The sequence below is a fragment of the Comamonas odontotermitis genome (assembly GCF_020080045.1).
Lineage (GTDB): Bacteria > Pseudomonadota > Gammaproteobacteria > Burkholderiales > Burkholderiaceae_C > Comamonas > Comamonas odontotermitis.
Window position 1 is genome coordinate 2,036,982 of sequence record NZ_CP083451.1, and the last position, 17,644, is coordinate 2,054,625.

Below are 17,644 nucleotides of genomic sequence, written 5' to 3' on the forward strand. Positions count from 1 at the left end.
GGCGGCTTTCTTCGGGTGATTAGCTCAGCGGTAGAGCACTGCCTTCACACGGCAGGGGTCACATGTTCGATCCATGTATCACCCACCAATGCGGACAAAAGGCCTGGTGCATGCACCCGGCCTTTTTTGCTTTTTCCTTTTCATTTGGGATGCGTTGCTGTGATTGCAGCACGCCAAGACGAGGCTATACGGGGCTCTGGCGGTTTTTGCTGCTGGTTCAGGCTCAGGGCTTGGCGGTGGTTTGTGGCTTGGCCAGCAGCAGATCGACGGCGCGAACGTCGTCCAGCGTCAGATTGCCGCTCGCCTGCTTGAGCTTGAATTGGCCCAGCAGGGTGTTGTAGCGCGCCTGTGCCAGGTCGCGCTTGGTCTGGAACAGCTGGCTCTGGGCATTGAGCACATCGATGTTGATGCGCACGCCAACTTCGTAGCCCGTGCGGTTGGCGTCCAGCGCAAGCTGGCTGCTGGCCTCTGCGGCTTCCAAGGCCTTGACCTGGCTGGCACTCGACTGCACGCCGAAAAAGGCGTTGCGCACGCTTTGCGTCACCGTGCGGCGCGCGTTGTCCAGCTCTGCCTCTGCCTTGGTCTCCAGCGCCACGGTTTCCTTGACCCGGTTTTGCACGGCAAAGCCGGAGAAGAGCGGCACATTCAGGACGACGCCCACCGTGCCCTGGTTGGCGTTGTAGCCATTGGTGGGCATGGTGATGCTGCCCTTGGGGTAGAACTGCCGGCCTACGCTTGCTTGCAGGTCCACTGTGGGGAGGTGGCCGGTTTCGGCCTTTTTCGTGTCGAGCCGGGCATTGTCGACCGCCAGTTGCGCAATGCGGATCTGTAGCTGATCGGCCTGCGCCTGGTCGACCCAGGGCAGCACGCTGTCGGGCATGAGCGCAGGCAGCCTGGCGGGCTGCTGCAGTGGCCAGGGCTGGTTGCCGGGCATGCCGACCACATTGTCGAGCGCGAGCCGCTTGACGGTCAGATCGTTGTCGGCGGCAATTTCCTGGGCGCGCACGAGGTCGAAGCGGGCCTCGGCCTCGCGAGAATCGGTGATGGTGGCGGTACCCACATCAAAATTGCGCCTGGCAGCGGCCAGCTGCTCCTGCACCGCCGCTTTCTGTGCCTGCACGAAGCGCATGGTGTCTTCGGCGGCCAGTACATCAAAATAGGCCTGGGCCACCCGCACCAGCAAGTCCTGGGCCGCGGCGTCGAGCTGAAGTCTGGCGATGTTGGCGCCGAGCTTTCCCTGCTCCAGTGCAATGCGGTTGGCGGGCCGGTACAGTGGCTGGCTGGCAACCAGGCCCAACTGGTGGTTGGGGCCGGTGATCGTCAGCTCCGGCTTGCTGACTTCGGTGCGGCTGTATTGCGACTGCGCCTGCAGGGCGACCTGTGGCAGCAGCCCCGCACGGGCCTGCTCTGCGCGGCTGATGGCGGCGTCCACATTGGCGCGTGCGGCCAGCCATGCTGCGTCGTAGCCGCTGGCCTGCTCGGCCATCTGCGACAGGCTCTGGCTGTGGGCGGCAGTGCCGCCCCAAGCGAGCAATGTGCCTGCAATGCAGGTGTGGAGCCACAAGAGACGGGGCAGGGCAGGTGCTGGGCGCATGGTAGGTCTGGAGATGGGGCGCAAGCGCTTGTTCATCCAGCGCAGGCGGCTCTGAGTTGACGGGTCTTGCGTGTCTTAGTAGCGAGGAACGCGGGGGTCGCGCTCTGCGCTCCACAGGTCGATGCCGCCGGTGATGTTGGACACCTCGGTAAAGCCGTTCTGCGTGAGGAAATGCGCCACCTGCAGGCTGCGCATGCCATGGTGGCACAAGCAGGCAATCGGGCGGTCTTCATCCAGCTGCGAGAGGGCTGCCGGAATCTGCTGCATGGGGATGTTCAGCAGCTCGAAGCCTTCGGGGCTGACCGAGGCGGTCTGCACTTCCCAGGGCTCGCGCACATCCAGCACCAGGGGTTGTGCCCCGGCGTGGCGGGCCAGCCATTCTTGCAGTTGTGCAGGGCGGATTTGCTCCATAGCTTTCTTTCCGCCATGCAGCTGCGCCAAGGGCCGCTGCATGGCAATGGGAGGGCGGGTTCAGAACTTGAAGCGTGGCGCTTCCGGGAAACCCTTGAGGCGTGCCACGACGATATCCCAAGGCTGGCTCACATCGATCTTGCCCTTGGTGCGGGTGTACAGCGTGGTGCGCATCATCGGCTCGTTGCCGACAAAGGCGATCAGGCGACCGCCTTCGTTGAGCTTGTCGAAGAAGGCTGCCGGCACTTCGTGCACCGAGCCGCTCAGCACGATCACGTCGTAGGTGCCGCCGATGGCCTTGACGTTGGAGCCGTCATCGAGAACCACGTCCACATTCCTGATCTGCGCGCGGTGCAGGTTGGCGCGGGCCAGCTCGACCAGAGCAGGCTCGATCTCGATGGTGGTGACCTGCTTGGCCAGGCGCGACATCAGCGCAGCCATGTACCCCGATCCGGTACCGATCTCGAGCACGTTGTCATTGGGCTGCAGCTTCAGATCCTGCAGCACGCGGGCTTCGACGCGCGGAGGCATCATGCAGTGACCGTTGGCGATGGCCTCTTCGCCGTCGTCGCCGAGCAGCGGCAACTGGATGTCCATGAAAGCCATGTCCTGCAGGCCATCGGGTACGAACTCTTCGCGGCGCAGGGTGCCGATGAGTTCGAGCACCTGCTCGTCACCCAGGCTCCAGGGGCGCACCTGCTGCTCCACCATGTTGTAGCGTGCGAGCTGGTACTTATCACTTCCATTCGTGACCATGTTCAAGGGCAAACTCATTCCAGACTCCAGTTGACTTGTGGGGTGAGATAAAACGATGACAAACCCCTGATTTTAGGCTGCTTACGCAGCTTGCGCGGGTTGGCACCGCTTTTGCACCAACCATTGCGCAAAATCATTGGCTTGGCAGCGTTGAAGTGCAGCAGGGTGGGGCAAGGCGAGGTCTTCATGGCAGGGCACCTCTGGCGTCGGGAGCGAGGCCGCGTACCAGGGTGTCAGCCTGCAGCCGCAAGAACGCCGGTACGTCAAACTGCGGGTTGGGCAGGCACAGCCCGCCGGAGCTCTGGGCAATGGCGCAGAAGATCAGCGGGGCCAGTACCAGGGTGGTGCCGTACCCCACATCCATGGCGCGCAACTCGCCCCGGTCGATGCCGCGCTGCAAAATGCGCTCAACCAGGCGGTTGCCCGGCACGACCACTTCCTGCCGGTAGAACGCGGCGATCTCGGGGAAATTGTTGGCCTCGGCCATTACCAGGTGCGGCAGGCCGCAGGCCTTGGTGGCGCCGATGCGCGTCCACCAGACCTCGTAGCAATAGTGGATCAGGCTGGCGGTGTCGTCCTGGTAGTTGTCCAGCTCCAGGCTCCATTCGGCAAAACGGTCGGCCAGCACATGGCGAACGACAGCCTTGAACAGATCCTGCTTGCTGGGAAAGTACAGGAACAGGGTGCCCTTGGATACGCCCGCAAGCCGCGCGACTTCTTCCACCTTGGTGGCGGCGTACCCCTTGCTGACAAACAGATCCAGCGCGGCGTCCAGCAACTCACCCGGGCGCGCCTGCTTGCGCCTGCTTCTTCGAGCAGGTGCAGAGCTGGTGCCCGGGGGAAGGTCGGAGGTGAGGGTGCCCATGCGAACAGAAGGAAATCAGTGCCAGGAGTGGAGGTGGCGTGCAAGCAGAAGGCCAGGAAAAATTACTGACCCGTTGGTTATTAATGTAGTGGCGCAGTTCCTTGCCGTCAAGCCCGAGTGGCTCTTGAATGGCCTGGAGGCCGCCCGCAAATAAAGCCATGCGCTGACGAAATGGGCCACATTTTCTCTGGTACAACAGTCAGCCATACCGTCACTTGTTGCATATGTCTCCTGGAGCACGCATGGCCATCGATGAACGTTCCACTACCGAAAAAATCTATCTGGCGGGAGGGTGCTTCTGGTGCACCGAAGCCGTGTTCTCACGGGTGCGCGGCGTCCAGAGTGTGACCAGCGGCTATGCCAATGGCCATGTGGCCCAGCCCAGCTATGAAGCGGTCTGCAGCGGCACCACCGGCCACGCCGAATGCATTGAGCTGGTGTTTGACCCGGGCGTGCTGCCGCTTGCGCAGGTGCTGCAGATATTCTTTGCCACGCACGACCCGACCACCCCCAATCGCCAGGGCAATGATGTGGGCACGCAGTACCGCAGCGGCATCTACACCACCAGTGCCGAGCAGTTGGCAGCGGTGCGTGCGTTTGTGCAGCAATTGGCAGACAGTGGCCAGTTCGGTGCGCCGGTGGTCACGGAGGTGGCACTGCTCACTCAGTTCTGGCCAGCTGAGATCTACCACCAGGAATACTTCGAGAACAATCCGCGTCAGCCGTACTGCCAGTACGTGGTCAGCCCCAAGGTGGACAAGTTGGAAACCCGCTTTGCCAACTGGCTGAAATAGGTGGCAATGCCTGGACATGCATTTGGACAGGCATAATGCAACACAATTGCATCAGCATTGGTTCACTCGCCCCATGTCCGCACGTACCCCATCCACCACGACTGCTGCCTTGCGCGTAGACGCGCTGCCCGCCGGCATGCGCGCAACGCGTGCCACCAAAGCCTTGCTGGCCCTGGTGGCCGCGCAGCCGGACATGCAGTGGTCTGCCGCCGATGTACAGGCGCGCCTGCAGAAAATGGGCGTGGACGTGAACCGGGTCACAACCTACCGCTTGCTCGACAGGCTGGCAGCCGCCGGAAGGCTGGTCAAGAGCGTGGACAGCGAACGCCTGACCCGCTATTCGGTGCCCACCCATGCCGAGGCATTGCACGTGCGCTACGAATGCACCGATTGCCACCAGGTACAGGCGCTCGACGAGAGTGCCGATGCCCAGATTGCCCACGCCATGGCGCAGTACCTGCAGACCCTGCAGGGCCAGGGCCTGGCGCCTTCACAGAGCGAGCTGCGCCTGCAGGGGCTGTGCGCTGACTGCAAATCAGGCCATCGCTAAGGCATTGAAAGAAGCCCTTGCTGGGCGGCGCTCAGGCCTTCTTGGCCCCGATGAGCCCTGTCGAGAGCATGGTGCCTCCGATGATGATCGCGCCGCAGCCCACCATCCAGGCCGTGATCGGCTCGGCCAGGAACCAGTTGCCGTAGAGCAGGGCAAACACCGGCGCCAGAAAGGTCACCGCAATGGCGCGACTGGGCCCGGCCGTCTGGATGATGCGGAAATACAGAATGTAGGCGATGCTGGTGCACAGCAGGGCCAGCGCTGCCACTGCCAGCCATGACGAAAGTGGCGGCATCTGCGCGGGCCACAGCGCAATGGTGGGCAGCAGCAGGCCAAGCGCCGCGCCAATCATGCTGCCGGTGGCTGTGGCCAAGGGCGGCACGCCCACCAGGTAGCGCTTGGCAAAACTGGCCGCAATGCCGTAGCTGAGTGATGCACACAGGCAGGCGCCTATGGCGGTATAGGCGGCCCAGCCGCCGTCGGTGCTTGCCGGCCGGTCATGCAGGGCCAGCAGGGCCACACCAGCAAAACCCATCAGAAGGCCGATGGCGCGCAGCGGCGTGATGCGGTCGCCCAGCCACAGCCAGGCTACCAGTGCGCCAAACAGCGGTGCCGCTGCATTGAGCACCGAAGCCATGCCGGTGGGCATGTGCACCACGGCATAGGAAAACAGGGCAAACGGAATGGCCGAGTTGATGAGGCCCGAGAACAGCACCGGGCGCCAGTGCGCGCGCAGCGCAGGCCACTCGCCGCGCACCAACATCACCGGCAGCAGAAACAGCGCGGCCAGCGCCACGCGCAGGCCTGCCGTGGGCACGGGGCCGAACTGCGATGCGCCCAGGCGCATGAACAGAAACGATGCTCCCCACAGAACGGCGAGCACGACAAATTCCGGCAACCAGCGCATCACGGGGATGGATGCGGCTGAGGGCAGGGCGGCTGGCGGAGAGACGGTCTGTGCCGGGGCTTGGGGCGTGGTGGTGCTGGGCATGGTGGGGGCGGGTCAGCGCAAAGCGGTTGTCACGGCCGGAAAAGGCCGTGGACAGATGCTGGTAACAGATGCTCCATGCTAGCGGGAGCGGGGGCCGTGATTGGTGACATTCTTGCGCCGAATTGATGCGCTGTGTTGATTGCTACTTATTTTATAGCTTATAGCGCAAGCCCGTTGGGCGGTTGCAGTCCATTTTGCCCCCCTACTCCTCTTGTTGACAGGCAGGGGCCGTGTGCCTTCTGGCCGGAAGCGGCTCACACAGTGCCTACAATAGCCTGCTCCCGGCATTGCGGCTTCCGAGCGAAGCCGTTTTTGTGTGCGCCGGGCCAACCAAAGGGTTTCGTACTGTGCCGATTTCTCCATCGATCTTCAAAGCCTATGACATTCGCGGCATTGTGCCCAGCACGCTGAACGAAAGCGTTGCGCTGAAACTCGGCCGCGCCTTTGGCCAGCAGGCCCTGGCCGCAGGCGAGATGGTGGTGGCCGTGGGCCGCGATGGCCGGCTCTCGGGCGATGAGCTCGGCCGCGCGCTGATCCAGGGTCTTGTGGAGGCGGGCGTCGAAGTGATCGACGTTGGCCGCGTCACGACGCCGATGCTGTACTTTGCAGCCAGTACCCTGTGCCACAGCGGTATTCAGATCACTGGCAGCCACAACCCCAAGGATTACAACGGTTTCAAGATGGTGCTGAGTGGCCGCGCCATCTACGGCGACGAGATCCAGAAGCTGCGCCAGATTATGGAAAAGGAAGCCTGGCGCATGCAGGGCGGCGGCAAGGTGCGCGAGGCCGATGTGACGCAGGCCTACCAGGAGCGCATCGTGTCCGATGTGAAGCTGGCCCGCCCGATGAAGATTGTGGTGGACAGCGGCAACGGCATTGCCGGGGCCACGGCGCCGGGCATTTTCCGCGCGCTGGGTTGCGAGGTGACCGAATTGTTTTCCGAGGTGGATGGCAATTTCCCCAACCACCACCCGGATCCGAGCAAGCCCGAGAACCTGAAGGATCTGATCGAAGCGCTGCAGAACTCCGATGCCGAGTTGGGCCTGGCCTTTGATGGCGACGGCGACCGCCTGGGCATCGTCACCAAGGACGGCCAGAACATTTTCCCCGACCGCCAGATGATGCTGTTTGCGCAGGACGTGCTCTCGCGCGTGCCAGGGGGGGAGATCGTCTACGACGTGAAATGCTCCCAGCGCCTCGCGCCCGCCATCGCGGCGGCAGGTGGCAAGCCGGTGATGTTCAAGACCGGCCACTCACTCATCAAGGCGCGCATGCGCGAAACCAATGCACCGCTGGGCGGCGAGATGAGCGGACACATCTTCTTCAAAGAGCGCTGGTACGGCTTTGACGATGGCACCTACGCCGGCTGCCGCCTGCTGGAGATTCTGAGTCGCGCGCAAAACCCCAGCGCCGTGCTCAATGCCCTGCCCACCAGCTACAGCACGCCCGAGCTGAACGTTGCCTGCGAAGAGGGCGAGCCGCACAAGCTCACCGCCCAGTTGCAGGAAATGGCGCCTGCCGCCTTTGCAGCGCCCGCCGTCATCAACACCATTGACGGCCTGCGCGTCGACTGGCCCGATGGTTTTGGCCTCATTCGCGCAAGCAACACCACCCCCGTGCTGGTGCTGCGCTTCGAGGGCCACAACCAGGCCGCGCTGCACCGCATCGAGCAGGACATGAAAGCCCTGCTGTTGAAGGTCAAGCCGGACGCCGTGGTTGGCAGCGCTGCGCACTGACACCCCCGCCACGAACGCCAACGCCGCCAGGAAAGCGCCATGGGACTGAGCCTGATTCTCTACCGCTGTGCGGCGCGCATGGCGCGGCCGCTGGTGCGGCGCAAGCTGGCCCGCCGCGCGGTGGCCGAGCCCGGCTACGCCGAAGCGGTGGAGCAGCGCTTTGGTGATTACGGCGATATACCCGCCTACCAGGCATTGCCCGATATGCCGCTGGTGTGGATTCACGCCGTCTCGCTGGGGGAGACGCGAGCCGCCGCCATTCTGCTGCGCGAGCTGCGCCTGCAGATCCCTTCGTTGCGCCTGCTGCTCACCAACGGCACGGCCACTGGCCGGGAAGAGGGCAGAAAACTGCTCTTGCCTGGAGACATCCAGGTCTGGCAGCCGTGGGATGACAAGGCTTCCGTGCGGTCGTTTCTGCGCCGCTTTCGGCCCGCCATCGGCATTCTGATGGAGACCGAGATGTGGCCGGGGCTCGTTGCCGAATGCCAGAAGGCCCATGTGCCGCTGGTGCTTGCCAATGCGCGGCTCAATGAAAAATCGTGGCGCGGTGCCAAACGGCTTGCATGGCTCTCGCGCCCCGCCTACCAGGGACTGTCTGCCGTCATTGCCCAAAGCTACGCTGATGCGGCGCGCCTGCGCGAGGTGGGTGCGCCGGTGCAGGCCGTGCTGGGCAATCTGAAGTTCGACGTGCAGCCCGATGCCGAGCAGCTGGGCCAGGGCCAGGCGTGGCGGCAAGGCGCCCAAAAGCCGGTGGTCCTTCTGGCCAGCAGCCGAGAAGGTGAGGAACAGCTGTGGCTGGACGTGGTGTTGCAAAGCAAGGCGCTTGCGCCCGCTCAGCAAGCGCCAGATGCTATCGATAGCGAAGCATCTCATGCCTCTGAGACGCCTTCTCAAAGCCTGTGCTCTGTACAGTGGCTGATCGTGCCCCGGCATCCGCAGCGCTTTGACGAAGTGGAAAAGCTGCTCACCGGCGCGGGCCTGAGCGTATCGCGCCGCAGCCAGTGGCAGGGTGGCCCGGAGGCTGCCGATGTGTGGCTGGGCGACAGCATGGGCGAGATGCAGCTGTACTATGGCCTTGCCGATGCAGCCCTGCTGGGCGGCAGCTTTGCGCCCCTGGGCGGCCAGAACCTGATCGAGGCAGCCGCCTGCGGCTGCCCGGTGGTGATGGGGCCGCACACCTTCAACTTTACGCAGGCCGCTGCCAGCAGTGCAGAGGCCGGTGCTGCGCTGCGCGTTGACGGCATGGCACAGGGCATTGCACAGGCCGTGCTGATTGCCACCCAGCCTGCGCTGCGCAGCAGGATGCAGCAGGCCGCCTTGCATTTTGCGCACCACCACCGGGGGGCCGCCAAAGCCAGCGCGCAGATGATCGCCGCGTTGCTGGAGTCGACCGAAGGCTTTGTGAACACCGGTTTTGAAGCGTCGATCTTCGACGAAGAGTCGCGCGGCTGAAGGCTTCTGCCTCTACGAGGCGCCGCCGTGATTGCGGATAGCTGGAGGCTTGGGATGCGATAGCCAGAATTGGCATTGACTTCAAGTGCGCTTCAATTTTTAGACTGCAGGCCATTTCCTGTTCTTCTTGATCTGGCGGATATGCAAGCACAACCCCATCACACCTCCTGGCGCACCATTGCACTGGCGATCTTTGCGGCACTCAATGCCGCCTTCCAGATTGGCAAGGCCATCATTGCGCTGCCACTCCTGCAAGGCGCGCCGCTGCACCTGAGCCTGCGGGAAACCGGCCTGGTCATCTCGTCGCTCGCCATTGTGGGCGCCGTGCTGGCCATGCCGCTGGGCCTGATGGTTTCGCGCTTCGATGCGCGCAAGGTGCTGTGCGCCGGGGTGGCGGCGCTGGCATTGACCAACTTTGCCGGCAGCTTTGCCACGGGGATCGGGTTATTGATCGCGTCGCGCGTGGTGGAAGGCATTGCGGTGGTCGTGTTGTTGATCTGCGCGTCGAGCGTGGTAGGGCGCCAGGCCGCGCCCCGCGAGCGCGACCTGGCCATGGCGTTGTCAAGCACGGCGGTGCCCAGCGGCATTGCCCTCATGATGCTGGGCGCCACCGTGGCGGCGTCGCTGGGTTACCCCGTGTCCTGGCAGCTGCTGTGGCAGCTCAATGGCTGGCTGGCCGTGGCCAGTGGCGTGGTGCTGTGGCTGTGCCTGCCTGCCATGCCGGCGCTGGCGTCAACCGCTGTGGGCAGCGGCGCATGGAGCGCCATTCGCAGCGTGGCGCAGGCGCGAGGGGCGCAGCTCATCGCCCTCTGTTTTGCAACGTACGCGATGATCTATTTCGCGTTTTCCGGCTTCCTGCCCCTGCTGCTGCGCGATCTGCTGGGCCTGTCGGCCCGGCAGGCGGGCTATGTGAGCGCCGCCATCGTGGCGGTCAATGTGCTGGGCAATATCAGTGCAGGTGCCCTGATGCGGCGTGGCGTGCCGCCGCGCTGGGTGGTGGGGGCAGGTTTTACCATCGGTGCGGTGTGCATTTCGCTGCTGTTCTGGGTTCCACTGCCCATGCAGGCGTCGGTGGCCGTTGCCATGCTGATGACCGGGTGCATGGGCTCCATCCCGGGCGCCCTGACTGCAGGCGCGCCCAAGGCCGCGCCCAGCGCGGCGCTGGTGCCGCCCACCATTGGTTTCATGCTGCAGGGCAGCTATGTGGGGCAGTTGCTCGGGCCGCTGGCGGCCGGCGTGCTGGCCCAGGCGGGAGGGTGGACGACGGTGGCCTGGATGCTGCTGGCTCTGGCCGCCTGCGGCGTGTGGCTGGCCCGCAAGCTGTAAGAACGTGTTTACGATCTCCTCGCGCCGCGACAGTGGCTTTGCGGGGCGCCCCTGACCGAGCGCCCCTAACTGGGCGTCCCCAAACCCACTGTCCCTACGGGTTGGAGTGAAATCGGGCGATTTCTTCGCGCTCGCCCTTGCTTGCACCCCGGTGCAAACTGCGGCCCAGCGCTTCGAACTCATCCCGATTGCACTCCAACGCGGCTGCGTAGAGATCGTAAACACGTTCTAAGGAGCGCCGCGCTGCGGGCGCGAGCAACACGCCCGGCCATGGTCTGATCGCGGTCTGAACACCGTCTGGCGCGAGCCGCTGCGCTGTCTTCTTCGCCAGTGGCGACAGCGATTGCCTTCAACAGGCGCCTTGCGGTGTATCCCGACCCGTGTCCAGCCCATGTGGTGAGGGCCCTGCAGCGCATCCGTGGCAGCTTTCGTCCTGCGCGGGCACCAGCCGGTCGCCAAGCCAGACCCGGGGGCCGGCGCCATTTTCTGCAATGCAGTCGGCGCGGTTGAAGACGTTGCACACCTTCATCGACAGGCAACCGCAGCCAATGCAGTCTTCCAGGCTTCTACGCAGGTGCATCAGCTCCTGGATGCGCTCATCGACGCGGTTGATCCAGGTTTTCGAGATGCTGCTCCACTCATCGCCCGTGGGCGCATGGTGCTTGGGCAGCCCATCGAGCTGCGCGGCAATTTCTTCGAGCTGAAAACCCAGGCGCTGGGCAAACACGATGTAGGCCACCCGCCGCAGGCTGGAGCGCCGGTAGCGGCGGTGGCCCGCGCCGCTGCGCACGGATTCGATCAGACCCAGCGATTCGTAGTACCGCAATGCGGAGGCGTTGACCCCGCTGCGCTGCGCAATCATGCCGATGGGCAGCAGCTCATCATCCCCAGGATTCATGGTGGTAATCCATTTTTTCATTGACTTAAAGCTTACTTTAACTTGAAAAATGCTGCGCAGCAACGGGCAAAAGCAGGGTTTGTCTCTGTGTGGTCATTGCGGCCACGCTCGTGCTTTGCCTTCATGTCTGCCAGCACTCCGGTCTGGCAGGCCAACGGATGGGGCTCCCGGTCGCGCCTGCGGTTCGGGTTTGCCGTCCACTCATGGAATTGAACAATGACATCAGCAATCAGCGCGCACTGGTTTGTGCGCACCGGCCTGGCAACTGCGGCCAGCATGGCGCTAGTCGGTTTAACCGCCTGCAAGCAGGCCAGCGGAGGGAGTGAATCTGCTGCCGCAGGCGAGCCGCCGCCAGCACAGGTCAGTACAGCGCAGGTGCAGTTGCATCCGGTGCAGCAATGGGACAGCTTCAATGGCCGCATTGCCGCCAAGGAGAGCGTGGAAATCCGCCCCCGCGTGGGCGGCTACATCGACAGCGTGAACTTCAGCGAAGGGCAGGCTGTGCGCAAGGGGCAGGTGCTGTTCACCATCGACGCAAGGCCCTACAAGGCAACGCTGGCAAGCGCCCAGGCCCAGCTGCAGCGCGCCAAGGCGGCGCAGGCCTTGGCCAGAACGCAGGACCGGCGGGCCCGCGACCTGCTGGCAGACCGCGCCATCTCTGCCGAAGAAGCCGACAACCGCGCAGGCACCCTGGCGCAGACATCGGCAGAAGTGATGGCGGCCGAGGCCGCCGTGGCTGCTGCGCAGCTGGATCTGGGTTTTACCGAGGTGCGCTCGCCCATCAGCGGTGTGGCGGGGCGCGCCGTGCTCACGGCAGGCAACCTGGCCCAGGCCAACCAGAGCGTGCTCTCCACCGTGGTGTCGCAAAACCCCGTGTATGTGTACTTTGATGCCGACGAGCAAAGCCTGCTGCGCAGCAGGCAGCAGGCGGTAGCGAGCAAGGCTGAGGGCAAGGGTACGGGGGGGAGCGGGGGCGCAGGAGCCGCGCAGGTGCGCATTGGCCTTGCCAACGAAGACGGCTTTCCGCACACCGGCCAGGTGGGTTTTACCGACAACCGGCTTGATCCGCAGACGGGCACGCTCACCGTGCGCGCCACGCTTGCCAACGATCAGGGCCTGTTCACGCCCGGCATGTTTGCCCGCGTGCAGATGCAGGGGCGCAGCGATTTTCAGGCGGTATTGATCGACGACAAGGCGGTGCTGACCGACCAGGACCGCAAATACGCCTACGTGGTGGGCGAGGGCGGCCGCGCCGAGCGGCGCGAGCTGAAGCTCGGCCGCATGTTCGAGGGCCGGCGGATTGTGGAAGCGGGCCTGCAGCCGGGCGACCAGCTGGTGGTGGCAGGCATGCAGCGCATCTACTACCCAGGCATGCCGCTGGCCCCCAAGCCACAGGCCGAGGCGGGCAAGCCCCAGGCGGCTCTGTCAGAAGAAAAACTGGCCACAGCGCCCGGCCAATAAGCGGAGGGTGCTATGGATTTTTCAAAATTCTTTATTGACAGGCCGATCTTTGCCATCGTGCTGTCGGTGATCATGTTCGCCGTCGGTCTGATCGCCATTCCGCAGCTGCCTTCGGGCGAATACCCTGAAGTGGTGCCCCCGAGCGTGGTGGTGCGCGCCACCTACCCGGGCGCCAACCCCAAGGAGATTGCCGAATCGGTGGCCGTGCCGCTGGAGGAGGCCATCAATGGCGTCGAAGGGCTGATGTACATGAAATCGGTGGCCGCGTCGGACGGCAGCCTGCAGGTTGTCTCCACCTTCCGCCCCGGCACCGATCCCGATGCTGCCGCCGTGCGCGTGCAGAACCGCGTGAGCCAGGCGCAAAGCCGCCTGCCCGAGGAAGTGCGGCAATACGGCATCACCACGCAAAAGCAATCGGCCACGCCGCTCATGTACGTGGGCCTTGCATCGAACGATGGCAAGCTCGACACGCTCTACCTGCGCAACTACGTCACCTTGAAGGTCAAGGACGAGCTCGCGCGCCTGCCCGGCATTGGCGATGTGGGCGTGTATGGCTCGGGCGACTACGCCATGCGCATCTGGCTCGACCCGGACAAGGTGGCGGCCCGGCAGTTGACGGCCAACCAGGTGATTGCCGCCATACGCGAGCAGAACGTGCAGGTCTCCGCAGGCCAGCTGGGCGCCGAGCCCAGCACCAAGGGCACGGAGAAACTGCTGTCGATCAATGTGCAAGGCCGTCTCAAGACCGAACAGGAGTTTGGCGACATCGTTCTGAAAACCGGCGCTGACGGCCAGATCGTGCGCCTTGCCGATGTGGCCCGCATCGAGCTGGGCGCCAGCGACTACACCCTGCGCGCCGCGCTGGACAACCAGAACATGGCGGCCATCGGCATCTTTCTGACGCCTGGCGCCAATGCGCTGGGTGTGGCTGACGAGGTATACAAAACGCTCGATCGCCTCTCGGCCACCCTGCCGCAGGGCGCTTCGTTCGAGTACCTGTGGGACCCTACGGTGTTCGTGCGCGACTCCATCCAGGCGGTGCAGCGCACCCTGATCGAGGCGGTGATTCTGGTGGTGCTGGTCGTCATCGTCTTTTTGCAGACCTGGCGCGCCTCCATCATTCCGCTGCTGGCCGTGCCGGTGTCCATCGTCGGCACCTTCGCCTGGCTCTACCTGCTGGGGTACTCGATCAACACCCTGACCTTGTTCGGGCTGGTGCTGGCCATCGGCATCGTGGTGGACGACGCCATCGTGGTGGTGGAGAACGTGGAGCGCTTCATCGAAAAAGGCCATAGCCCGCGAGAGGCTGCGCACCTGGCGATGAAGGAAGTGTCCGGCCCCATCATCGCCATTGCACTGGTGCTGTGTGCGGTGTTCGTGCCCATGGCTTTCCTCGACGGCATCACGGGCCAGTTCTACAAACAGTTTGCGGTGACGATTGCGATCTCCACCGTCATCTCGGCGATCAACTCCCTCACGCTCTCGCCAGCGCTGGCCGCCAAGCTGCTGCAAGGCCACGGCGCGCGCAAGGATTGGCTGGCACGCGGCATGGATGCGGGCCTGGGCTGGTTCTTCCAACGGTTCAACCGCATGTTCAACCGCAGCGCAAGCGGCTATGAGAAGGTTGTGGGGCGCTCGTTCAAGATGCGCGGGGTGGTATTTGTGGTGTACGTGGCGCTGCTGGGCGGCACGGCCTGGCTGTTCAACACTGTGCCCGGCGGCTTCATCCCCATGCAGGACAAGCTCTACCTCTTTGCCGGTGCCAAGCTGCCCGAAGGCGCATCGCTCAGCCGCACCGACGAGGTGACGCGCGAGCTCACCAAACATGCGCTGTCGGTGGAGGGCGTGCACTCCGTGCCCGCGTTCGCTGGCCTCAACGCCTTGCAGGGCACCAACACCCCCAACCTGACGAGCGCCTACGTCATCCTCAAACCCTTTGGCGAGCGCCAGCGCAGCGCCGCTGACATCAGCGCAGAGCTGAACGGCAAGCTCTCGGGCATGGATGGCGGCTTTGGCTACGCGCTCATGCCGCCGCCCATCCAGGGGCTGGGCAATGGCTCGGGCTACTCGCTGTTTCTGGAAGACCGGGCGGGCCTTGGCTATGCTGCGCTGCAGCAGGCGCTGGGCGCCTTCCAGGCCGAAATCGCCAAGACGCCGGGCATGCATTACCCGGTGAGCGCCTACCAGTCAAACATTCCGCAGCTGGAAGTCAAGGTGGACCGCACCAAGGCAAAGGCCCAGGGCGTGGCGCTGAACGACCTGTTCCAGACGCTGCAGGCCTACCTGGGCTCGGTGTATGTCAACGACTTCAACGCCTTTGGCCGCGTGTACCGCGTCATGCTGCAGGCCGATGCAGATTACCGCCAGACCGCAGAAGACATTGGCAGACTGCAGACCCGCAACAGCCGCGGCGACATGGTGCCGCTTGCATCCATGGTGAGCGTGGAGCCCAGCTACGGGCCCGACCCGGTGCTGCGCTACAACGGCTTTCCGGCAGCCGACCTGATTGGCGATGCCGACCCGCATGTGCTCTCGTCTGCCGAAACGCTGGCCAAGCTGCGCGAAATTGCCGACCGGGTGCTGCCACCGGGCATCGATCTGGCCTGGACGGAGATGAGCTACCAGCAGGTGGAGCAAAGCCATGCGGCAGCCATCGTCTTTGCGCTGGCCGTGATGCTCGTGTTCCTGGTGCTGGCGGCGCTGTATGAGAGCTGGACCATGCCGCTCGCCGTCATCCTGATCGTGCCCGTGTGTATCTGCGCGGCGCTCTTTGGCGTGTGGCTCTCGGGCGGAGACAACAACGTCTTCGTGCAGGTGGGGCTGGTGGTGCTGATGGGCCTGGCCTGCAAGAACGCGATCCTGATCGTCGAATTTGCCCGCGAGCTGGAAATGCAGGGCGCCAGCATCTGGGATGCCGCGCGCGAGGCCTGCCGCCTGCGCCTGCGCCCCATCGTGATGACCTCGATTGCCTTCATCGCCGGGGCCGTGCCGCTGCTCATCGGCCATGGCGCAGGCGCCGAGGTGCGCGCCGCCACCGGCATCACCGTGTTCTCGGGCATGCTGGGCGTCACCATCTTCGGCCTGTTCCTCACGCCCGTGTTCTACGTAACGCTGCGCAAGCTCAGCGGCACGCAACTGCGGCAGCATCCGCAAACCCCTTCTTCTGCAATTCCCCCTTCGGAGCATGTCCATGGCTAAACCCCTTCTGTTGAGCAGCATGACCCTGGCATGCAGCATGGCGCTGTCCGGCTGCGCCGTGGGGCCGGATTTCAAAAGCGCAGCACCCACCGTGCAAACGCCCGCACAGTTTGCCCGGCAGGAGGCGAGGGCGGGGACAGACGCGGCCCCGCTGCCATCGGTCGACGTGCGCGACGCCGCCTTCTGGCGCGAATTTGGCGACGACACCCTCACAGCCCTGGTGCGCCAGGCACTGGGCGGCAACCACGACCTGGGCGCAGCCCTGGCACGCCTGCAGGCAGCCGATGCAGTGCTGAACGAGACGCAGATGGACCGCTTCCCCACCGTCACCATGAATGCGGGCGCCACCCAGCAAAAGCAGAGCCAGGATCAGTTGAGCCCCGGCCAGCCGCGCTCCACCCGCAGCTACAACGCAGGCATTGCCGCGCAGTGGGAGGTAGACCTGTTTGGCCGCGTGCGCCGCGCCGTGGAAGCGCAACACGCGCAAAGACTGGCCACAGAGGCCGATCTGGCCGCGCTGCAGGTGGTGATTGCCGCGCAGGTGGCCGACAGCTACGCACAGTTGCGCGGCACCCAGTTGCGGCTGCAGATCGCCCAGGCCAATGCCCGCAACCAGCGCGACACCCTGCAACTGGTAGAGCGGCGCCTGCAGGCAGGCATGGCGACAGACCTAGACGCCAGCCGCGCCCGCGCTCTGCTGCTGGGCACCGAGGCGCGCCTTCCCAACCTGCAGGCGCAAGCCGCCGTGCTGCAGCACCGCCTGGCCGTGCTGGCAGGCCTGCCGCCCGGCGATCTGATCGCCATGCTCGACAGCGCCCAGGAACTGCCCCGCCTGCCCGCAGTGCCGCGCGCAGACACGCCTGGCGAACTGCTGCGCCGCCGCCCCGACATTGCGGCTGCCGAAGCGCGCCTGCACGTCGCCACGGCGCGTGTGGGCGTGGCCACGGCCGACCTGTTTCCGCGGCTGTCCATCGGCGGGCTCCTGGGCAGCTTTGCGCTCGGCGGCAACGACCTCTTCAAGGGCAGCACCGCCACCAGCAGCGTCTTCCTGGGCGTGGACTGGTCGTTTCTGGACATAGGCCGCGTGCGCGCACGCATTGCGGCCAGCGAAGCGGGCGCCGCCGAATCCCTGGCGCAATACCAGCAGAGCGTGCTGCAGGCCCTGGAGGAAACCGAAAACGCCCTGGTGCGCGCCAACCGCAGCCGCGAAGAGTTGCTGGTGCTGACTACCGCCACGCAGCAGCGCGACAGAGCATCCAAACTCGCACAGCGCATGTACCAGGGAGGCACCATCGGCCTGTACGAAGTGCTCGACGCCCAACGCGAGCAACTCGCCGCCCAGGACGCCAGCTCACAAAGCCAGGTGGAGGCCCTGCGCAACAGCATTGCCGTCTACAAGGCGCTGGCGGGAGGGTGGCAGGATGGTGGTGAGGTGCGCGGGGCAGGGGACGGCGAAGGCTGAGAGACACCTGTGCATGAAACCCAAAGCCGCCTGAGGGGATCACCTCAGGCGGTTTTTTTGATTGCGGGACGCAGGTTGTTTGTGGATGTCTATTGCTTAGCGTTTGGTGCAAGGCGTGTAACCAGCCAAAAGCTGCAGATCGTCACACCC

Annotated in this window: 15 protein-coding genes and 1 tRNA gene; 9 read left to right on the forward strand and 7 right to left on the reverse strand. The window is 64.6% G+C overall.

Annotated features, from left to right (window positions below; translation table 11 throughout):
- Nucleotides 1-13: 13 nt before the first annotated feature.
- Nucleotides 14-88, forward strand: a tRNA-Val gene (locus LAD35_RS09505).
- Between the two features lie 135 nt (nucleotides 89-223).
- Here the strand turns inward: LAD35_RS09505 and LAD35_RS09510 are convergent.
- The 5 genes from LAD35_RS09510 to LAD35_RS09530 are packed head-to-tail and all read right to left on the reverse strand — an operon-like array spanning nucleotide 224 to nucleotide 3,626.
- Nucleotides 224-1,630: a TolC family outer membrane protein gene (locus LAD35_RS09510; protein ID WP_224152430.1), complete on the reverse strand. Its 1,407-nt coding sequence runs from the start codon at nucleotides 1,628-1,630 to the stop codon at nucleotides 224-226.
- Between the two features lie 39 nt (nucleotides 1,631-1,669).
- Complete coding sequence (locus tag LAD35_RS09515) at nucleotides 1,670-2,005, reverse strand: rhodanese-like domain-containing protein (RefSeq protein ID WP_224152431.1); 336 nt, start codon at nucleotides 2,003-2,005, stop codon at nucleotides 1,670-1,672.
- Between the two features lie 60 nt (nucleotides 2,006-2,065).
- A complete protein-coding gene (locus tag LAD35_RS09520) occupies nucleotides 2,066-2,779 on the reverse strand; it encodes a protein-L-isoaspartate O-methyltransferase family protein (protein WP_224152432.1) in 714 nt (237 codons plus the stop codon).
- Nucleotides 2,776-2,949 (reverse strand): hypothetical protein, encoded by a 174-nt coding sequence (locus LAD35_RS09525; RefSeq protein WP_224152433.1) that lies wholly within the window; start codon nucleotides 2,947-2,949, stop codon nucleotides 2,776-2,778. The genes LAD35_RS09520 and LAD35_RS09525 overlap by 4 nt, the downstream gene beginning before the upstream one ends.
- The gene (locus LAD35_RS09530) at nucleotides 2,946-3,626 is read right to left on the reverse strand and encodes a TetR/AcrR family transcriptional regulator (protein ID WP_224152434.1); all 681 of its coding nucleotides are present in this window, start codon (nucleotides 3,624-3,626) and stop codon (nucleotides 2,946-2,948) included. Before LAD35_RS09530 ends, LAD35_RS09525 begins: the two co-directional genes overlap by 4 nt.
- A gap of 242 nt (nucleotides 3,627-3,868) precedes the next feature.
- Here LAD35_RS09530 and msrA point away from each other — a divergent pair, with 242 nt between their 5' ends.
- Nucleotides 3,869-4,420: a peptide-methionine (S)-S-oxide reductase MsrA gene (gene msrA / locus LAD35_RS09535; protein WP_224152435.1), complete on the forward strand. Its 552-nt coding sequence runs from the start codon at nucleotides 3,869-3,871 to the stop codon at nucleotides 4,418-4,420.
- Nucleotides 4,421-4,493: 73 nt separating this feature from the next.
- Nucleotides 4,494-4,970 carry a Fur family transcriptional regulator gene (locus tag LAD35_RS09540; RefSeq protein WP_224152436.1) on the forward strand — a complete coding sequence of 159 codons (477 nt, stop codon included), beginning with the start codon at nucleotides 4,494-4,496 and terminating at the stop codon, nucleotides 4,968-4,970.
- 31 nt (nucleotides 4,971-5,001) lie between these two features.
- On the opposite strand, the gene LAD35_RS09545 is transcribed toward LAD35_RS09540, so the two are convergent.
- A complete protein-coding gene (locus tag LAD35_RS09545; RefSeq protein WP_377780256.1) occupies nucleotides 5,002-5,961 on the reverse strand; it encodes a DMT family transporter in 960 nt (319 codons plus the stop codon).
- 347 nt (nucleotides 5,962-6,308) lie between these two features.
- Here LAD35_RS09545 and LAD35_RS09550 point away from each other — a divergent pair, with 347 nt between their 5' ends.
- The 3 genes from LAD35_RS09550 (at nucleotide 6,309) to LAD35_RS09560 (ending at nucleotide 10,475) form a co-directional block, all read left to right on the forward strand.
- Nucleotides 6,309-7,697: a phosphomannomutase/phosphoglucomutase gene (locus tag LAD35_RS09550; RefSeq protein WP_224152437.1), complete on the forward strand. Its 1,389-nt coding sequence runs from the start codon at nucleotides 6,309-6,311 to the stop codon at nucleotides 7,695-7,697.
- A 39-nt stretch (nucleotides 7,698-7,736) separates the two neighbouring features.
- On the forward strand, nucleotides 7,737-9,149 hold the full coding sequence (locus tag LAD35_RS09555) for a 3-deoxy-D-manno-octulosonic acid transferase (protein WP_224152438.1): 1,413 nt from the start codon (nucleotides 7,737-7,739) through the stop codon (nucleotides 9,147-9,149).
- Between the two features lie 141 nt (nucleotides 9,150-9,290).
- The gene (locus tag LAD35_RS09560) at nucleotides 9,291-10,475 is read left to right on the forward strand and encodes an MFS transporter (RefSeq protein ID WP_224152439.1); all 1,185 of its coding nucleotides are present in this window, start codon (nucleotides 9,291-9,293) and stop codon (nucleotides 10,473-10,475) included.
- A 349-nt stretch (nucleotides 10,476-10,824) separates the two neighbouring features.
- Here LAD35_RS09560 and soxR read toward each other — a convergent pair whose 3' ends face one another.
- Nucleotides 10,825-11,373 (reverse strand): redox-sensitive transcriptional activator SoxR, encoded by a 549-nt coding sequence (soxR, locus tag LAD35_RS09565; RefSeq protein WP_224152440.1) that lies wholly within the window; start codon nucleotides 11,371-11,373, stop codon nucleotides 10,825-10,827.
- A 216-nt stretch (nucleotides 11,374-11,589) separates the two neighbouring features.
- On the opposite strand from soxR, the gene LAD35_RS09570 reads away from it, so the two are divergent.
- From LAD35_RS09570 to LAD35_RS09580, 3 genes are read left to right on the forward strand one after another with little or no spacing between them, the layout of a single operon-like run.
- Nucleotides 11,590-12,834: an efflux RND transporter periplasmic adaptor subunit gene (locus LAD35_RS09570; protein WP_224152441.1), complete on the forward strand. Its 1,245-nt coding sequence runs from the start codon at nucleotides 11,590-11,592 to the stop codon at nucleotides 12,832-12,834.
- A 12-nt stretch (nucleotides 12,835-12,846) separates the two neighbouring features.
- Nucleotides 12,847-16,032 carry an efflux RND transporter permease subunit gene (locus LAD35_RS09575; protein WP_224152442.1) on the forward strand — a complete coding sequence of 1,062 codons (3,186 nt, stop codon included), beginning with the start codon at nucleotides 12,847-12,849 and terminating at the stop codon, nucleotides 16,030-16,032.
- The gene (locus LAD35_RS09580) at nucleotides 16,025-17,494 is read left to right on the forward strand and encodes an efflux transporter outer membrane subunit (RefSeq protein WP_224152443.1); all 1,470 of its coding nucleotides are present in this window, start codon (nucleotides 16,025-16,027) and stop codon (nucleotides 17,492-17,494) included. The genes LAD35_RS09575 and LAD35_RS09580 overlap by 8 nt, the downstream gene beginning before the upstream one ends.
- Nucleotides 17,495-17,644 lie beyond the last annotated feature (150 nt).

What these genes read in the sequence shown, in the direction of transcription:
- LAD35_RS09520 (WP_224152432.1), bottom strand. Translation starts at nt 2,779, where the DNA reads ATGAGTTTGCCCTTGAACATGGTCACGAATGGAAGTGATAAGTACCAG.
- LAD35_RS09575 (WP_224152442.1), top strand. Translation starts at nt 12,847, where the DNA reads ATGGATTTTTCAAAATTCTTTATTGACAGGCCGATCTTTGCCATCGTG.
- LAD35_RS09555 (WP_224152438.1), top strand. Translation starts at nt 7,737, where the DNA reads ATGGGACTGAGCCTGATTCTCTACCGCTGTGCGGCGCGCATGGCGCGG.
- LAD35_RS09540 (WP_224152436.1), top strand. Translation starts at nt 4,494, where the DNA reads ATGTCCGCACGTACCCCATCCACCACGACTGCTGCCTTGCGCGTAGAC.
- msrA (WP_224152435.1), top strand. Translation starts at nt 3,869, where the DNA reads ATGGCCATCGATGAACGTTCCACTACCGAAAAAATCTATCTGGCGGGA.
- LAD35_RS09580 (WP_224152443.1), top strand. Translation starts at nt 16,025, where the DNA reads ATGGCTAAACCCCTTCTGTTGAGCAGCATGACCCTGGCATGCAGCATG.
- LAD35_RS09510 (WP_224152430.1), bottom strand. Translation starts at nt 1,630, where the DNA reads ATGAACAAGCGCTTGCGCCCCATCTCCAGACCTACCATGCGCCCAGCA.
- LAD35_RS09560 (WP_224152439.1), top strand. Translation starts at nt 9,291, where the DNA reads ATGCAAGCACAACCCCATCACACCTCCTGGCGCACCATTGCACTGGCG.
- LAD35_RS09525 (WP_224152433.1), bottom strand. Translation starts at nt 2,949, where the DNA reads ATGAAGACCTCGCCTTGCCCCACCCTGCTGCACTTCAACGCTGCCAAG.
- LAD35_RS09545 (WP_377780256.1), bottom strand. Translation starts at nt 5,961, where the DNA reads ATGCCCAGCACCACCACGCCCCAAGCCCCGGCACAGACCGTCTCTCCG.
- LAD35_RS09570 (WP_224152441.1), top strand. Translation starts at nt 11,590, where the DNA reads ATGACATCAGCAATCAGCGCGCACTGGTTTGTGCGCACCGGCCTGGCA.
- soxR (WP_224152440.1), bottom strand. Translation starts at nt 11,373, where the DNA reads ATGAATCCTGGGGATGATGAGCTGCTGCCCATCGGCATGATTGCGCAG.
- LAD35_RS09515 (WP_224152431.1), bottom strand. Translation starts at nt 2,005, where the DNA reads ATGGAGCAAATCCGCCCTGCACAACTGCAAGAATGGCTGGCCCGCCAC.
- LAD35_RS09530 (WP_224152434.1), bottom strand. Translation starts at nt 3,626, where the DNA reads ATGGGCACCCTCACCTCCGACCTTCCCCCGGGCACCAGCTCTGCACCT.